The organism is Variovorax sp. GW460-12-1-14-LB1 (assembly GCF_059423605.1).
In genome coordinates, this window is the sequence record NZ_JBWKYF010000114.1 from 1 (window position 1) to 14550 (window position 14550).

A 14550-nucleotide genomic window follows, 5' to 3' on the forward strand; every position below is an offset into this window, starting at 1 on the left:
GGCGGGCGCAGGCGCGGGGGCCGGAGGCGAGACCGGCACGATGGGCCACATCGGCACGCCACCGCCGCCATTGCCGCCACCGCAGGCGGCCATGAATGCGCAGGCACAGGCCGCGAGAGCCGTGCGCGAGAAATTGAACAACTGCATTGAAATCCTCCCCTTTTGTATCCATCGAAATGGATGCGCCATCTTTCCGCCGTCAACGCGACAAACGGCAGGCGCGGCGGATCATCGAGGGGAGATATGTCGGTCGCGTGACATGGGCGCCAGCATGGCGCCACGCGACCGTGTGCTCAGCCGCGCGCAGCCAGCTTCGCTTCGAGCTCGGCGATGCGCGCCCTCGCCTCGTCGCCTTCGGGAATCGGCCGGCCGCTGTCGCGCCACTGCACCGCGCTCTTGAAGCCTTCGGCCTCGGCCTGGCGGCGGAACCACATGCCTTCGGGGTTGTGGCGCGTGATGCCGTCGAACACGGTGGCGAACATCTGGGTCTGCTCCAGCCCCATCGAATGCCAGACCTGGTTGACGACCATCTTGTGCATCATGAGATGCGAACTGGGCACGCCCGCGATGCGCTGCGCGAGCGTCAGCGTGGCCTCGTCGAGCTGCGCCGCGGGCACCGCGAAGTTGGCCAGGCCCCAGTCGACCGCCTGCGTGCCGGTGATGGTGTCGCCGGTGAACATGAGCTGCTTGGCGCGCAATGCGCCGAGGCGGTAGGTCCACATCGCGGTGGTCGGGCAGCCCCACACGCGCGTGGGCATGTAGCCGATGCGCGCATCGTCGGCCATGGTGAGCAGGTCGCAGCACAGCGCGATGTCGCTGCCGCCCGCCACCGCGTAGCCGTGCACCTTGGCGATGGTGGGCTTCCGGCAGCGCCACAGCGACATGAAGTCTTCGGTGTTGCGCTTCATGGCGGCGTAGTCGAGCATCGGGTCCCACGGCGTTTTTTCCTGCCGGCAGGGATGGTCGGCCTGGCCTTCGCGGCCGTGGCCTTCGGCGTAGTCGCCCAGGTCGTAGCCGGCGCAGAAGGCGCGGCCCGCGCCCTCGACCACGATCACATGCACCTCGTCGTCGGCCTCGGCCCATTCGACCGCGCGGCGGATGTCGGTCGGCGTGCTGTCGCCGATGGCATTGAGCTTCTCGGGGCGGTTGAGCACGAGGCGTGCGATGCGCGGGTGCTGCGGGTCCTTGTCGATCAGGACGGTCTCGAAAGCGGGCATGGTCGGTGGTCTCCTTCTGTTCTTGGGGGGGGGTGATGCCGCTTCGCTTGTAGCATCGCCCGCCGCCCGCTGGCAAACCCGCCGACCGCCGGCTTCAGCGCCTTCAGCGCGCTGTGGCGCCCCCGAGCCGGAACAGGAACACCGCGCCCTTGCCCGGCTGCGGCACGAGCCGGATGTCGCTGCCGTGCAGCTGCAGGATGCGCTGCACGATCATCAGCCCCAGCCCGCCGCCGCGCGCACCGCCATCGGCAAAGGCCGGCCGCGTGAACAGGCCCTTCTGCAGCTCGCCCGGAATGCCGGGGCCGGTGTCGCTCACCTGCACCGCCACGCCGGCGTCGGACGGGCGCAGGCGCACCTCGATCTCGCCGCCGGCCGGCGTGTGGCGGATGGCGTTGTCCAGCAGGTTGGTCAGCACGCGCTCGATCATGCCGAGGTCGGCCGACACCACGGGCAGGTTCGGCGCGATGTCGGGCTTGAGCTGCTGGCGCCGCGCCTCGGCCGCGAGCTCGAACTTCTGGAACACGTCCTGCACGAGGTCGGCGAGCGCGAAGTTCTCTTTCTCGGGCTTGACCACGCCGTACTCGAGCCGTGCCAGCTCGAACACCTCCTGCGCGAGCCGGCCCACCTTGCGGCTCTGGCCGAGCGCAATCTCCAGGTAGCGGCGGCGCTCTTCCTCGCTGAGCGTGCCGGCCTTGAGCAGCAGCGTCTCGAGGTAGCCGTGCAGCGAAGTGAGCGGCGTGCGCAGGTCGTGCGAGATGTTGGCGAAGAGTTCGCGGCGCTGGCGGTCCTGCAGGCTCAGTTCGCGCCACTGCTCGGCGATGCGGCGCGTCATCTGCGCAAAGGCCTGCTGCAGTTGCGCGATCTCGTCGTCGCCGTGGCGCGGCGGCGCGGGCATGGGCGCCTCGCGCTCCAGTGCCGCGATGCCCTCGGCCTCGAAACGCCGCACCGCCGCCGTCAGCTCGCGCAGCGGCCGCGTGATGAGGCGGAACGCCACCAGCCCGGCGATGAGCCCCAGCAGCGCCACCAAGGCCATCGACCACAGCGTGGTGCGCAGCACGGTGTCGGTCGAGAGGTTGGCGGCCAGTGCGTCGTGGTCTTCGCCTTGCAGCACCACGTACACATAGCCGGCGTCGCGGCCGCCCATGCGCAGCGGCGCGGCGCTGAAGACCTTGGCACCGTCGGGGCTGCGCGGATCGTCGCCCGCGATGGGCAGCCGCTCGCCGGCCAGCAGCCGGCGGATGGGGCCGAGCGCCACCTTGTCGCGCTTGAGGTGCCCGGGCGGCGCGGCCTGGGCCTCGATGCGGCCGTCGAGCCCCAGCACGTAGACCTCGACGCTGGGGTTGACGGTCATGAGCTTGTCGAACAGGTCTTTCACCGCCACCGGGTCGAGGCCGCCGGGCTTCATGAGCTCGGTGTTCTGCGCGATGTGGGCCGCGAGCCCCAGCGACAGGCGCTGCGTCACCTCTTGCGCGTGCTGCGCGCCGGCGCGCATCTGCAGCCACGCCGAGGCGCCGCAGCAGGCCAGCAGCAGCACCGCGAACGCGATCGACAGGCGCCGCGAGAGCGTGGCCCACGCCATCATGGAACCTCACCTTTTGGCGCAGCGTCGTCCGCCGCGAGCTTGTAGCCGCGCCCCCACACCGTGAGGATGCGCCGCGGCGCGGCCGGGTCGGCCTCGACCTTGGTGCGCAGCCGGTTGATGTGCGTATTGACCGTGTGCTCGTAGCCGTCGTGCTGGTAGCCCCAGACCTGGTTGAGCAGGTCGAGCCGCGAGAACACCTTGCCGGGATGGCGCGCAAAGAAATACAGCAGGTCGAACTCGCGCGGCGTGAGCTCGATGGGCTTGCCGTCGACACGCACCTCGCGCGCCAGCGGCTCGACGTCGAGGTTGCCCAGCGTGAGGCTGCCCGATTCCAGCCGCGCGTTGCGCGCCAGCGCGTCGGTGCGCCGCAGCAGCGCCTTCACGCGCGCCACCAGCTCCAGCACCGAGAAGGGCTTGGCCAGGTAGTCGTCGGCGCCCAGTTCGAGCCCGAGGATGCGATGCACTTCGCTCGAGCGTGCGCTCACGATGATGATGGGCGTGTAGCGCGCCATGGCGCGGGCGCGGCGGCAGATCTCGAGGCCGTCGATGCCGGGCAGCATGAGGTCGAGCACCAGCGCATCCCACTGGCCGCGCTCCAGCGCGCGCAGGCCGGCGTTGCCGTCGGCGGCGTGCTCGACCGCATAGCCCTCGTCGCGCAGGTGCATGCGCAGCAGCTCGGCAATGTGGGCGTCGTCCTCGACGATCAGCACGCGTTTGGCGGTGTCCATGGCCGCGATTGTCCCGCGAGACGCCCCTCGGAGTTATCACGAATCCTTGAACTTTGCGTGATGAATCGGCGAGGGGGTGCGCCCAACAATCCGGCCCATGCAGACACGCTCCGCCCCCGACCACCGACCGATCCACCCGCTGTGGATGCGCGTCACGCACTGGCTCAACGCGCTGGCCGTGCTGGTGCTGGTGACGAGCGGCTGGCGCATCTACAACGCAGCGCCCTTCCTTGCCTTTCGCTTTCCGGCCTCGATCACGCTGGGCGGCTGGCTCGGCGGCGCGCTGCAGTGGCACTTCGCGGCGATGTGGCTGCTGGTGTTCAACGGGGGGGTCTACCTGGTGCTGAACCTGGCCAGCGGGCGCTTCGCGCGCAAGTTCTTCCCGCTCACGCCGGCCGGCCTCTGGCGCGATGCGCGGGCCGCGCTCGGCGGCAGGCTCTCGCACGCCGACCCGCGCCACTACAACCATGTGCAGAAGCTGGCCTACCTGTTCGTGATCGTCGACCTGGTCGCGATCGTGCTGTCGGGGCTGGTGCTGTGGAAGTCGGTGCAGTTTCCGCTGCTGCGCGAGCTGCTGGGCGGCTACGAAGCCGCGCGCCGCGTCCACTTCGTGGCGATGGCCGCCCTGGTGGCTTTCGTTGCCGTGCACCTCGTGATGGTGGCGCTCGTGCCCCGCACCCTGCTCACCATGCTGCGCGGTCGCGCGCCCCACACCCCATGAGCCTCTTTTTCAAACGCCCTCCCCTGGTCGGTGTCGACGGCGACGCCGTGGTGCGCGAAGCCCGCGCCCTCATCGAGCGCCGGCTCGACGCGCCCTCGCGCCGCGTGTTCCTGCGCCGTTCGCTGACGCTGGGCGGCCTGTCGATGCTCACCGGCTGCAGCATCAGCGATGACAGCCACGTGGAAGCAGCGCTGGCAAAGGTCTCGCGCTTCAACGACGAGGTGCAAGGCTGGCTCTTCAGCCCGACGCGGCTGGCGCCGACCTACACCGAAGCCGAGATCACGCGCCCCTTTCCGTTCAACGCCTACTACGGCGAGGACGAGGTCCGCGAGGTCGACGAGGCCACCTACCGCCTCGAAGTGAGCGGCATGGTCGCCGACAAGCGCCGCTGGACGCTCGCCGAGCTGCGCGCCCTGCCGCAGCAGGACCAGATCACGCGCCACATCTGCGTCGAAGGCTGGAGCGCCATCGGCAAGTGGGGCGGTGTGCGTTTTGCCGATTTCCTGCGCCACGTCGGCGCGGACCTGAGCGCCAAGTACGTCGGCTTCCAGTGCGCGGACGACTACCACACCAGCATCGACATGCCGACCGCGCTGCACCCGCAGACGCTGCTGACGCTGAGCTACGACGGCCAGCCGCTGCCGCCGAAGTACGGCTTCCCGATGAAGCTGCGCATGCCGACCAAGCTTGGCTACAAGAACCCGAAGCACATCCAGGCGATGTACGTGACCAACACCTATCCCGGTGGCTACTGGGAAGACCAGGGCTACAACTGGTTCGGAGGGAGCTGAGGGGCTGCCACAGCCGCTCGACTGCCGAAGAAAGCGCGAGGCCGAATTCCGACAGGGAGCCAGGCCGATCTCGACAACAAAACCCAACCTCAACTCAGGAAGACTCTCATGAACAAGCTCACCGCCACCCTCCTCGCCACCTGCATGGCCTTCGCCGGCGCCTCGGCCTTGGCTGCGGACGACATGGCCAAGGACGGCATGAAGAAGGACAGCATGGCCAAGGACGGGATGAAGAAAGACGCCATGGGCAAGGACGCCATGAAGAAGGACGGCATGGCCAAAGATGGCATGAAAAAAGATGCCATGGCCAAGGACGAAATGAAAAAGGACGCGATGGGCAAGGACGAGATGAAGAAGTAAGCCGCCTCCTCCCCGGCCCCGCCGCCATTGACGGGCGGCGGGATCGGGATCACTGTTCTCTCATCCGCGCTCCCTACGAAAGACCGCCATGAAATCCTTCGCCATCGCCGCCGGCACGCTCGCCGCCGCCGCCTTCGCCTGGCACGCAGCTCCGTCCTTTGCCGAGACCGCGCGCCGCGTGCCCGCGCCCACGGTCGACCTCACCGCACCCGCAGGCGCCACCACCGCCACCGCCGTGTTCGCGGGCGGCTGCTTCTGGGGCGTGCAGGGCGTGTTCCAGCGTGTCGAGGGCGTGAGCAATGCGCTCTCGGGCTACGCGGGCGGCGAGGCCCGCACCGCGCGCTACGACGAGGTCGGCTCGGGCCGCACCGGCCATGCCGAGGCCGTGCGCATCAGCTACGACCCGCGCAAGGTCAGCTACGGCAAGCTGCTGCAGATCTATTTCTCGGTGGCGCACGACCCGACCGAACTCAACCGCCAGGGCCCCGACACCGGCCCGCAGTACCGCTCCACCGTGTTCGCCGAAAACGCCGAGCAGGCCCGCATCGCCAGCGCCTACATCGCCCAGCTGAACCAGGCCAGGACCTTCGGCAACAAGCCGCTGGCGACCACGGTCGAGGTGTCCAAGCCCTTCTATGCGGCGGAGGACTACCACCAGGACTACCTCACGCTGCACCCGAACCAGCCCTACATCGCGATCAACGACCTGCCCAAGATCGACGACCTGAAGAAGCTGTTCCCCGAGAGCTACAAGGCCACGCCGTCGCTGGTGCGGGCGGCCAAGGCCAGCTGATCAGCGATTGACGACCAGCGCGTTGCAGCGCGCGGTGACGACCTTGCAGTCCTTCGCGTGCGCGGAGCACTCCGCCATCGCTTCCGCCTGCGCCGCGCTTTGCAGCTTGCTGGCCTTCATCGACAGCACGTTGCGGCCCATCACGACCACGCCGCAGCCTTCCTGCCAGGTCAGCGTCATGCTGCGGCAGCCGATGGCGGTGCCGCCGTTGCCCACGCACTGGGCAATGGCGTTGTTTTCGGCATCGGCCTGGGTCGCCCGGTTGTCGACCCCGCCGAAGGCGCCCTTCGACTTGTCGATGACGTACGCGCCCCATTTGTAGGAGAAGGTGGGGTCCGGCGGCGGCGGCGCCAGGTACTCGTCGGGGTCGCTGTAGCGGCCCGTGCCGCCGGGCAGTATGGGCACGGTGTCCCGGGGTGGCGGCCGGCTGTTGTGTGGCCAGCCCGGCGCGTTCGGTGGCGGGCATCCCGGCTGGCCCGGCCCGCTGCAGGCAAACGCCTGGCCGGACAGCACGCAGGCCGCGCCCAGCAGGAAGATGTGTCGCAACGAGATGCTCATCGCAGCGAATGTAGCCCGCGCCCGGGCCACGCAGGAGTGCCCTAAGTCACGCCCTGCGCCCCACGAAACTCAAAGCAGTTTGGCTTGCTTCGCCTGCTCCGTCAGCTCCGCCCGGAAGTTCGGGTGCGCAATCGCGATCAGCTCCTGCGCGCGCTGTTTGGCCGACTTGCCGCGCAGCTGCGCCACGCCGTACTCGGTGACGACGTAGTTGATGTCGTTCTTGCTCGTGCTCACATGCGTGCCCGGCGACAGCGAGGGCACGATACGCGAAATGGTGTCGTCCTTGGCCGTCGAAGGCAGCACGATGAAGGCCTTGCCGCCGCGCGAGCGGTTGGCCGCGCGCACGAAGTCCGACTGCCCGCCGGTGCCCGAGTACGGCGCGTGGCCCAGGCTCTCTGAGCCGCACTGGCCCAGCAGGTCGATCTGCATGGTGGCGTTGATGGCGATGAGGTTGTCGTTCAGCCCCGCCAGCGCCGGGTCGTTGGTGAAGTTCACCGGGTGCATCTCCAGCCCCGGGTTGCGGTCCATGAAGCGGTACAGCTTGCTGGAGCCCAGCGCGAAGGTCGCGACCGACTTGCCCGGCAGGTAGTTCTTGCGGCGGTTGGTGACCGCGCCGCTTTCCACGAGCGTGAGGATGCCGTCGCCGATCATCTCGGTGTGGATGCCCAGGTCGCGCTTGCCCGTGAGCTGCATCACCACCGCGTCGGGAATGCCGCCGTAGCCGATCTGCAAGGTGGCGCCGTCGTCGATCAGGTCGGCCACGTGCTTGCCGATGGCTTCCTGCACCGGGCCGATCTTGGGCAGGCCGACTTCCATCACGGGCTCGCTGCTCTCGACCAGCGCCGCCACCTGCGAGATGTGCACGTGGCAGTTGCCGTGCGCATAGGGCACGTTGGGGTTCACCTCGAGCACGACCGCGCGCGCCTTCGCCACGGCGGCCATCGTGTAGTCGGGGCCCAGGCTCAGCGCGAAGTAGCCGTGCGCGTCCATCGGCGAAGCCATGCTGAACACCACGTCGGCCGCGATCTGCCCGCGCTCGATCTGCGCCGGGATCTCGGAGAAGTAGTTCGGAATGAAGTCGATCCAGCCTGCCTGCCCGCCCGCGCGCGTGGCACCGCCGAAGAACAGCGCGACGTGGCGCACGTGCTCGACCGTCTCGGGGTCGATGTAGGCGTACTTGCGCATCGCCAGGATCTGCGCCACCTTCACGTCGCGGAAGTCGCGGCGCTGCTCGGACAAGGCCGCGAGCAGCGAGGGCGGCTCGCCGACGCCGGTGGGCACGATGATCATGTCGCCGTTGCGCACCTGGCGCACGGCATCGGCGGCTAAGACGCGCTTTTGCGCGTACAGGGTCTGGGCAGTCATGCCTGCCACTATGCCTTCTTTTCGCCGCCGCTGAACTCGCGGTGTACCCAGTCGCGCAGCACGGCCGTCGCGGGGCGGGTGGCGGCGCGCGGGCTGTAGACCAGGTCGTAGCGGTAGCTTTCCACCGACAGTTCGAAGGGCTGCACCAGCAGGCCCGACGCCAGCTCGTCGGCCACGAGCGCCAGACTCAGCAGGCCGACGCCCTGCCCCGCGACCGTGGCCTGCACCGCGTGGATCTCTTCGGTGAACGACAGGCCGGCCTGCGCATCGACATCGGTGCGGCCCGCGCGCGCGAGCCAGGTGCGCCACACGGGCGCCAGCGTTTCGTCGCGCCCCGCGCGGCCCCATTCGAAATGGATCAGCGAGACGGCGCGCAGGTCTTTCTTGGCCGCGACCGCCAGCGCGGGGCTGCAGACCGGCGCGTAGTGGTCCTGGAACAGCGGCTCGACGACCAGGTCGGCGTAGCGGCCGTTGCCGTAGCGAATCGCCGCATCGGCCTCGGTGTCGAGGTCGACGACCTGGTTGGTGGCGTCCAGCCGCAACGTCCATTCGGGGTGCAGGTCGCGGAAGGTGCCCGCGCGCGGCGCCAGCCGCCGGGCCATGAAACCGACGGTGGACGACAGCGTGGCGATGCGCGTGCCCTTCAGGCGGCGCACGCCGTCGACGGCGCGCTCGAAGCTGTCGAAGCCGTCACGCAGCGCGGGAAACAGCTGGTGCCCGGCGGCCGTCAGGTGCACCTGCCGCGTGCCGCGTTCGAACAGGCGCACCTCGAGCGTTTCCTCGAGCTGCTTGATCTGGTGGCTGACGGCGGTGGGCGTGACGTGCAGTTCGTCGGCGGCGGCCTTGAAGCTCAACCGGCGGGCCGCGGCCTCGAACACGCGCAGTGCGCCCAGGGGAGGAAGTCTTCGCATGCGTACAGATTAGCTCAACTCATCCATTGGCTGAAAAATCAGCCTTTGTCGGGCGCCCTCTTCATCCCTAAATTTCAGGGGTCGCGGGAAGAAACCACTTCCACGGCTGATCTCAAATTCACCATCAAAGGCACCTGTCATGCAACTCCAACCCAAGCAAATCCACACGCAGCCTGACCCCTACGCCCCCTTCCTGCTGTCGCAGGCCATCCAGCTCGGCAACCTGGTCTTCGTGTCCGGCCAGGCCGCGATCGGCGACGACGGCGAGATCGTCGGCAAGGGCGACTTCGACCGCCAGGCCGAGCAGGCCTTCAAGAACCTCGACCGCGTGCTGCGGGCCGCCGGCACGGGCCTGGGCAACGTGGTCAAGGTGACGATCTTCCTGACCTCCATGGCGAACTTCCCGAAGATCGTCGAACTGCGCCGCCAGTGGTTCTCGGCGCCCTACCCGGCCGACACCATCGTGGAAGTCTCGGGCCTGTACTCGCCCGACGCGATGATCGAGATCGAGGCCATCGCCGTCGCGCCCGGAGACGCCCGATGAGCACGCCGCTGCTCGCGCCGGCGAAGCTGCATGGCCTGCAGCTGCCCAACCGGCTCGCCGTGGCGCCGATGACGCGCGTCAGCGCCTCGCCCGAGGGCCACGCCAACGGCACCATGGCCCGCTACTACGAGCGCTTTGCGCGGGGCGGCTTCGGGCTCGTCATCACCGAAGGCATCTACACCGACGCGGCGTACGCGCAAGGCTATGCCCGTCAGCCCGGCTTGATCGATGGCGAACAGGCCCGCGCGTGGCGCCCGGTGGTGAAGGCGATCCAGGGCGCGGGCGGGCGCGCCATCGCGCAGCTCATGCATGCGGGCGCGCTGTCGCAGTTCAACCGCTTTCGCGACCACACGGCGGGGCCGTCGGCCGTTCGCCCGCTCGGCACGCAGATGACGGCCTACCGCGGCGAAGGCGAGTACCCGGTGCCCCGCGCGATGACCGATGCCGACATCGCCGAGGCGATTCGCGGCTTCGCCCGGGCCGCGCTGCTGGCGATGGAAGTGGCGGGCTTCGACGGCGTGGAGATCCACGGCGCGAACGGCTACCTGCTCGACCAGTTCCTGACCGGCCACACCAACACGCGCACCGACCGCTGAGGCGGCGCCCTCGCGCAGCGCGTGCAGCTCACGGTCGAGGTGGCGCGTGCGGTGCGGCAGATGCTGGGCGCATCGGCGCCGCTCGGCGTGCGCATCTCGCAAGGCAAGGTCAACGACTTCGGCCACAAGTGGCCGGAAGCCGAAGCCGGCGCGGCGACGGTGTTCGGGGCGCTGGCGCACAGCGGCATCGACTACCTGCACGTCACCGAGTTCGAAGCCTGGCGACCGGCCTTCGGCGATGCGGGGCCGAGCCTGCTGCAGCTTGCGCGCCGCCATGCGCCCGGCCTCGCAATCGTCGCCAACGGCGGCCTGCACGACCCGGGGCGCGCCGAAGCGGCGCTTGCGGACGGCGCCGACTTCGTGGCGCTGGGACGCGGCGCGCTGTCGAACCCCGACTGGCCGCGACGCCTGAAGGAAGGTCGCGCGCTCGCCGCCTTCGACCCGGCGCTGCTGTCGCCCGTGGGGGACATCAAGCCGACGGAGCAGCAACCCTAGATGATGTTCTTCTCGCGCAGCGGCCGGTTCTCGAGGATGCGCGCGAACGACAGCGGCGACAGGTCGAGGCTGCGGTAGCCGCCGAAGCGGATCAGCTCCGCGATGCCGCGCCCCGCCGCCGGGCACTGCTGCAGCCCGTGGCCCGAGAAGCCGTTCGCGAAGTAGAGGTTGTCGCAGTCGGGATGCTGGCCGAGGATCGCGTTGTGGTCGAACACGTTCATCTCGTAGTAGCCGGCCCAGGCGCCGGTCATGCGGACGGCCTCGAAGGCCGGGATGCGTTCCGCCAGCGCCGGCCAGATGAAATTCTCGAAGGCCTCGTGGTCGACTTCGAGCGGCGCGTAGTTGAGGTCCCGGTCTTCGGGCGGCGCAAAGCCGCAGATGAACTGGCGACCTTCGGGCCGCAGCCAGATGCCCGAGGTGTCGATGACCAGCGGGCAACCGGGCAAGGTGCTCGGGCATGAAAAGCTGAACACGCTGCGGCGTCGCCCGTGCACGGGCAGCGCGATGCCGGCCCACTGCGCGACCGGCGCCGCCCATGCGCCCGCCGCGTTGACGACGATGTCCGCATGCAGCGTGTCGCCGCCGTCGAGCTGCACGCCGGTGACGCGGCGGCCCTCGCGCTGCAGGCCCGTCGCCTGCGCCTGCACATAGCGCACGCCTTGCGACACTGCCTTCTTGCGAAAGGCCTGCAGCAGGCTGTAGCCGTCGTACCAGCCCTCGCCCGAAAGGCCGAGCGATGCGAGCGCGATGCCCTCGGTCGAGAGCCACGGGAAGCGCGCCTTCAGTTCCTCGGGCGTCAGCAGCGCCACGTCCACCGCATGCGCCTTCTGCGTCGCGTGGTTCTCGCGCAGCACGTCGACACCCGCCGGCGAGGCCAGGTACAGGTAGCCCGGCTCGACCAAACCGATGTCCGGCGCGTCGTCATCGCCCACGCGCAGTGTCTCGCCCAGCGTGCGGAAAAACTCGATGCCATAGAGCGACATCTCGATGTTGATGGCGGTGGAGAACTGCTGCCGGATCGAGCTGGCCGACAACGCCGACGAGGCCTGACGGTACGAGAAGTCGCGCTCCACCACCGTGATGTCGAAGGCCTCGCCCGTCGGGTCGGCGCCCAGGAAGTACGCGATGGCCGAGCCGATGGCCCCGCCGCCGATGATCGCCACACGCCGCATGTGATGCCTTTCCGTGTCTTCGATGTGCTGGCCCGGGCCGTTGCCCGGGCTGCGCACGCTCCCGCCAGAATAGCGCGATGAGAAAAGACATTCCCAACCTCGGCGCGCTGCAGGCCTTCGAGGCCTCGGCGCGCCTGGGGAGCTTCACCCGCGCGGCGACCGAGCTGGCGCTCACGCAAAGCGCGGTCGGGCGCCAGGTGGCGATGCTGGAGCAGCGCCTGGGCGTGCAGCTGTTCTCGCGCGTGCGCAAGCGGCTCACGCTCACCGACGTGGGCCGCGAGTACGCCGCGCGCATCCGCCGCCACCTCGACCAGATCCGTCGCGACACGCTGGAAATCAGCGCCGGCCACGAGATGGGCTTCGTGCTCGAGCTGGCCGTGGTGCCGACCTTCGCCACGCAATGGCTCATCCCGCGGCTGCCCGACTTCAGCCGGCTGCACCCGAACATCACGGTGAACCTGTCGGCGCGCTCGCAGCCCTTCTCGTTCCAGGAAAACGCGTACGACGCGGCGATCTACTTCGGCGACCAGTTCTGGCCGAACACGCGCGGCGGGCTGATCTTTTCCGAAGGCGAGATGGTGCCCATCTGCAGCCCTGCGTTCCGCGATGCGCAGGCCCGGTGGGACGAGGCCGGCTTCGAGCGCTGCCGCCACGTGCACCTGAGCACGCGCGCCCATGCCTGGCGTGACTGGTACGCGCAGCAAGAGTGGGAGTACACGGTGCACGCGTCGCGCGGGCCGCGCTACGAGCTGTTCACCATGGTGGTGGCCGCCGCGGCGGCGGGCATGGGCGTGGGGCTGGCGCCGCGCATCCTGGTCGAGCAAGAGCTGCGCACCGGCGAACTCGTGATCCCGGTGGACCGGCACCTGGACGTGCACCAGGGCTACTACTTCGCATACCCCGAAGGCCGACCGGCCTCCGGGGCGCTGGAGCAGTTCAAGCAGTGGGTGCTGGGGCTGACACCCGACTGAATCCGGTCAGACGGGGTTCGGGTTGCGTTCCTTGAAACCCTGCTGGTGCCAGTACGGGTAGGTGCGCGTGGTCGCGCTGGCCGCGTCGAGCTCGGCCACCTGCGCCGGCGTGAGGTTCCAGCCCACCGCGCCGAGGTTCTGGCGCAGCTGCGCCTCGTCACGCGCGCCGACCACCACGCTCGACACCGTCGGGCGTTGCAGCAGCCAGTTGAGCGCGACCTGCGGCACCGTCTTGCCGACTTCGGCGCCAACTTTTTCGAGTGCCTCGACCACGCGGTACAGCAGCTCGTCGGGCACGGGCGGGCCCATGTCGGCCGTCACGTGCAGGCGGCTGTTGGCGGGCAGCGGCTGGCCGCGGCGGATCTTGCCCGTGAGCCGGCCCCAGCCCAGCGGGCTCCAGACCACCGCGCCCACGCCCTGGTCTTGCGCCAGCGGCATCAGCTCCCACTCGTACTCGCGCCCGACCAGCGAGTAGTAGGCCTGGTGCGCCACATAGCGCGCATAGCCGCGCTGCTCGGACACCGCCAGCGACTTCATGAGGTGCCAGCCCGAGAAGTTCGACGCGCCCACATAGCGCAGCTTGCCCGCGCGCACGAGGTCGTCGAGCGTGGACAGCGTTTCTTCCACCGGCGTGCTGGCGTCGAAGCCGTGCAGCTGGAACAGGTCGATGTAGTCGGTGCCCAGCCGTTTCAGCGACGCATCGACCGCCTGCACGAGGTGGTGACGCGACGAGCCCACGTCGTTCGGCCCCTCGCCGCTGCGGAAGGTGGCCTTGGTCGAGATCAGCAGCCGGTCGCGCGGGCGGCCCTTGATCGCCTCGCCGAGCACCGATTCGGCGGCGCCGCCCGAGTAGATGTCGGCGCTGTCGAACATGTTCACGCCGGCGTCCATGCAGATGTCGATGAGCGTGCGCGCCTCGGCCACGTCGGTGCTGCCCCACGCGCTGAAAAACTCGCCCTTGCCGCCGAAGGTGCCGGTGCCGAAGCTCAACACGGGGACCTTGAGGCCTGATTTGCCCAGATGACGGTATTCCAAAGTTCTACTCCTTGAATCGAACGAACAACGAACACGGATGAATGACGCGGCCATTGTTGGCCGCCGCGCAGAACCCCGTCGCGCGTCGGGCTTTGCAGCGCTTCGGCTCGCTACGATCGAACGATGCAGATCTCGATCGAAAACCCGAACCAGCCCGACGTCGTCCAGCTCATCGACGACCTCGACGCGTACCAGAAGCCGCTGTACCCGCCCGAGAGCCACTACGGCATCAACATCGCCGCGCTGTCGGCCGCCCATGTGCTGTTCGCCGTCGCGCGCGACGCGGCCGGCACGGCCATCGGCTGCGGCGCCGTCGTCATGAACCCCGGCTACGGCGAACTCAAGCGCATGTACGTGCGCCCACAGAACCGCGGGCAAGGTGTCGCGGCGAAGGTGCTGGGCTTTCTCGAAGCCGAAGCGACGGCGCGCGGATGCGCGATGTTCCGACTGGAGACGGGCGTGAGCCAGCCCGAGGCGCTGGCCTTCTATGCGCGTGCGGGGTATGCGCGGCGCGAGCGCTTCGGGGACTACCCGGACGATCCGTTGAGTGTGTTCATGCAGAAGACACCGACACCCCATCGCCCCTAAGATCGCCCCCGGCTTCCGTCACCACGGTCATCACCATAAGGAACACCACATGCAGACAAGAGGGATTCTTCGCCGGCTCATGTTCACCGCGGGCTGCGCCCTGCTGCTGGGGTTGTCAAGTTG

15 protein-coding genes and 1 pseudogene are annotated in these 14550 nt (G+C 69.0%); 8 read left to right on the plus strand and 8 right to left on the minus strand.

The genetic code is table 11. The features are described 5' to 3' along the window. Positions 1 to 293 precede the first annotated feature (293 nt). From AC07Y4_RS31220 to AC07Y4_RS31230, 3 genes are all read right to left on the minus strand, one after another. On the minus strand, positions 294 to 1217 hold the full coding sequence (locus AC07Y4_RS31220) for a crotonase/enoyl-CoA hydratase family protein (protein ID WP_487846833.1): 924 nt from the start codon (positions 1215 to 1217) through the stop codon (positions 294 to 296). 103 nt (positions 1218 to 1320) lie between these two features. Continuing rightward, complete coding sequence (locus AC07Y4_RS31225; RefSeq protein WP_487847328.1) at positions 1321 to 2796, minus strand: sensor histidine kinase; 1476 nt, start codon at positions 2794 to 2796, stop codon at positions 1321 to 1323. Next, positions 2796 to 3527 carry a response regulator transcription factor gene (locus tag AC07Y4_RS31230; RefSeq protein WP_495275593.1) on the minus strand — a complete coding sequence of 244 codons (732 nt, stop codon included), beginning with the start codon at positions 3525 to 3527 and terminating at the stop codon, positions 2796 to 2798. The genes AC07Y4_RS31225 and AC07Y4_RS31230 overlap by 1 nt, the downstream gene beginning before the upstream one ends. A 97-nt stretch (positions 3528 to 3624) precedes the next feature. On the opposite strand from AC07Y4_RS31230, the gene AC07Y4_RS31235 reads away from it, so the two are divergent. The 4 genes from AC07Y4_RS31235 (at position 3625) to msrA (ending at position 6192) form a co-directional block, all read left to right on the plus strand. After that, positions 3625 to 4248 carry a cytochrome b/b6 domain-containing protein gene (locus tag AC07Y4_RS31235; protein WP_487846831.1) on the plus strand — a complete coding sequence of 208 codons (624 nt, stop codon included), beginning with the start codon at positions 3625 to 3627 and terminating at the stop codon, positions 4246 to 4248. Next, positions 4245 to 5039 carry a molybdopterin-dependent oxidoreductase gene (locus tag AC07Y4_RS31240; protein WP_487846830.1) on the plus strand — a complete coding sequence of 265 codons (795 nt, stop codon included), beginning with the start codon at positions 4245 to 4247 and terminating at the stop codon, positions 5037 to 5039. The genes AC07Y4_RS31235 and AC07Y4_RS31240 overlap by 4 nt, the downstream gene beginning before the upstream one ends. Positions 5040 to 5147: 108 nt before the next feature. Continuing rightward, positions 5148 to 5399, plus strand: coding sequence for a pentapeptide MXKDX repeat protein (locus AC07Y4_RS31245; protein ID WP_095745469.1), 252 nt, complete (start codon positions 5148 to 5150; stop codon positions 5397 to 5399). A gap of 88 nt (positions 5400 to 5487) precedes the next feature. Further along, the gene (msrA, locus tag AC07Y4_RS31250; protein ID WP_487846829.1) at positions 5488 to 6192 is read left to right on the plus strand and encodes a peptide-methionine (S)-S-oxide reductase MsrA; all 705 of its coding nucleotides are present in this window, start codon (positions 5488 to 5490) and stop codon (positions 6190 to 6192) included. Here the strand turns inward: msrA and AC07Y4_RS31255 are convergent, their stop codons facing one another. From AC07Y4_RS31255 to AC07Y4_RS31265, 3 genes are all read right to left on the minus strand, one after another. Next, on the minus strand, positions 6193 to 6750 hold the full coding sequence (locus AC07Y4_RS31255; RefSeq protein WP_487846828.1) for a DUF4189 domain-containing protein: 558 nt from the start codon (positions 6748 to 6750) through the stop codon (positions 6193 to 6195). A gap of 69 nt (positions 6751 to 6819) precedes the next feature. Further along, positions 6820 to 8115 carry an acetyl-CoA hydrolase/transferase family protein gene (locus tag AC07Y4_RS31260; protein WP_487846827.1) on the minus strand — a complete coding sequence of 432 codons (1296 nt, stop codon included), beginning with the start codon at positions 8113 to 8115 and terminating at the stop codon, positions 6820 to 6822. A gap of 8 nt (positions 8116 to 8123) precedes the next feature. Then, entirely contained in the window at positions 8124 to 9026 is a 903-nt protein-coding gene (locus AC07Y4_RS31265; RefSeq protein WP_487846826.1) for a LysR substrate-binding domain-containing protein, read from the minus strand. Between the two features lie 139 nt (positions 9027 to 9165). Here AC07Y4_RS31265 and AC07Y4_RS31270 point away from each other — a divergent pair, with 139 nt between their 5' ends. Both AC07Y4_RS31270 and AC07Y4_RS31275 read left to right on the plus strand, forming a co-directional pair. Continuing rightward, positions 9166 to 9570 (plus strand): RidA family protein, encoded by a 405-nt coding sequence (locus tag AC07Y4_RS31270; protein ID WP_159271659.1) that lies wholly within the window; start codon positions 9166 to 9168, stop codon positions 9568 to 9570. Continuing rightward, a pseudogene (locus AC07Y4_RS31275) lies at positions 9567 to 10661 on the plus strand (oxidoreductase). The gene AC07Y4_RS31270 and the pseudogene AC07Y4_RS31275 overlap by 4 nt, the downstream one beginning before the upstream one ends. On the opposite strand, the gene AC07Y4_RS31280 reads toward AC07Y4_RS31275, so the two are convergent. Continuing rightward, on the minus strand, positions 10658 to 11833 hold the full coding sequence (locus tag AC07Y4_RS31280) for an NAD(P)/FAD-dependent oxidoreductase (protein ID WP_495275594.1): 1176 nt from the start codon (positions 11831 to 11833) through the stop codon (positions 10658 to 10660). The pseudogene AC07Y4_RS31275 and the gene AC07Y4_RS31280 sit on opposite strands and share 4 nt — an antisense overlap. Before the next feature lie 77 nt (positions 11834 to 11910). Between AC07Y4_RS31280 and AC07Y4_RS31285 the strand changes: the two genes are divergently transcribed. Beyond that, positions 11911 to 12804 (plus strand): LysR substrate-binding domain-containing protein, encoded by an 894-nt coding sequence (locus AC07Y4_RS31285; RefSeq protein WP_487846823.1) that lies wholly within the window; start codon positions 11911 to 11913, stop codon positions 12802 to 12804. A 6-nt stretch (positions 12805 to 12810) separates the two neighbouring features. Here AC07Y4_RS31285 and AC07Y4_RS31290 read toward each other — a convergent pair whose 3' ends face one another. Further along, positions 12811 to 13839 (minus strand): aldo/keto reductase, encoded by a 1029-nt coding sequence (locus tag AC07Y4_RS31290; protein WP_070060858.1) that lies wholly within the window; start codon positions 13837 to 13839, stop codon positions 12811 to 12813. Between the two features lie 123 nt (positions 13840 to 13962). On the opposite strand from AC07Y4_RS31290, the gene AC07Y4_RS31295 reads away from it, so the two are divergent. Then, the gene (locus AC07Y4_RS31295) at positions 13963 to 14427 is read left to right on the plus strand and encodes a GNAT family N-acetyltransferase (RefSeq protein WP_487846822.1); all 465 of its coding nucleotides are present in this window, start codon (positions 13963 to 13965) and stop codon (positions 14425 to 14427) included. The last annotated feature ends 123 nt before the right edge of the window (positions 14428 to 14550 follow it).

Coding starts and splice junctions, on each gene's coding strand:
- AC07Y4_RS31265 (WP_487846826.1), bottom strand. CDS start 9,026: ATGCGAAGACTTCCTCCCCTGGGCGCACTGCGCGTGTTCGAGGCCGCG.
- AC07Y4_RS31280 (WP_495275594.1), bottom strand. CDS start 11,833: ATGCGGCGTGTGGCGATCATCGGCGGCGGGGCCATCGGCTCGGCCATC.
- AC07Y4_RS31240 (WP_487846830.1), top strand. CDS start 4,245: ATGAGCCTCTTTTTCAAACGCCCTCCCCTGGTCGGTGTCGACGGCGAC.
- AC07Y4_RS31225 (WP_487847328.1), bottom strand. CDS start 2,796: ATGGCGTGGGCCACGCTCTCGCGGCGCCTGTCGATCGCGTTCGCGGTG.
- AC07Y4_RS31270 (WP_159271659.1), top strand. CDS start 9,166: ATGCAACTCCAACCCAAGCAAATCCACACGCAGCCTGACCCCTACGCC.
- AC07Y4_RS31245 (WP_095745469.1), top strand. CDS start 5,148: ATGAACAAGCTCACCGCCACCCTCCTCGCCACCTGCATGGCCTTCGCC.
- AC07Y4_RS31255 (WP_487846828.1), bottom strand. CDS start 6,750: ATGAGCATCTCGTTGCGACACATCTTCCTGCTGGGCGCGGCCTGCGTG.
- AC07Y4_RS31260 (WP_487846827.1), bottom strand. CDS start 8,115: ATGACTGCCCAGACCCTGTACGCGCAAAAGCGCGTCTTAGCCGCCGAT.
- AC07Y4_RS31295 (WP_487846822.1), top strand. CDS start 13,963: ATGCAGATCTCGATCGAAAACCCGAACCAGCCCGACGTCGTCCAGCTC.
- msrA (WP_487846829.1), top strand. CDS start 5,488: ATGAAATCCTTCGCCATCGCCGCCGGCACGCTCGCCGCCGCCGCCTTC.
- AC07Y4_RS31230 (WP_495275593.1), bottom strand. CDS start 3,527: ATGGACACCGCCAAACGCGTGCTGATCGTCGAGGACGACGCCCACATT.
- AC07Y4_RS31285 (WP_487846823.1), top strand. CDS start 11,911: ATGAGAAAAGACATTCCCAACCTCGGCGCGCTGCAGGCCTTCGAGGCC.
- AC07Y4_RS31235 (WP_487846831.1), top strand. CDS start 3,625: ATGCAGACACGCTCCGCCCCCGACCACCGACCGATCCACCCGCTGTGG.
- AC07Y4_RS31220 (WP_487846833.1), bottom strand. CDS start 1,217: ATGCCCGCTTTCGAGACCGTCCTGATCGACAAGGACCCGCAGCACCCG.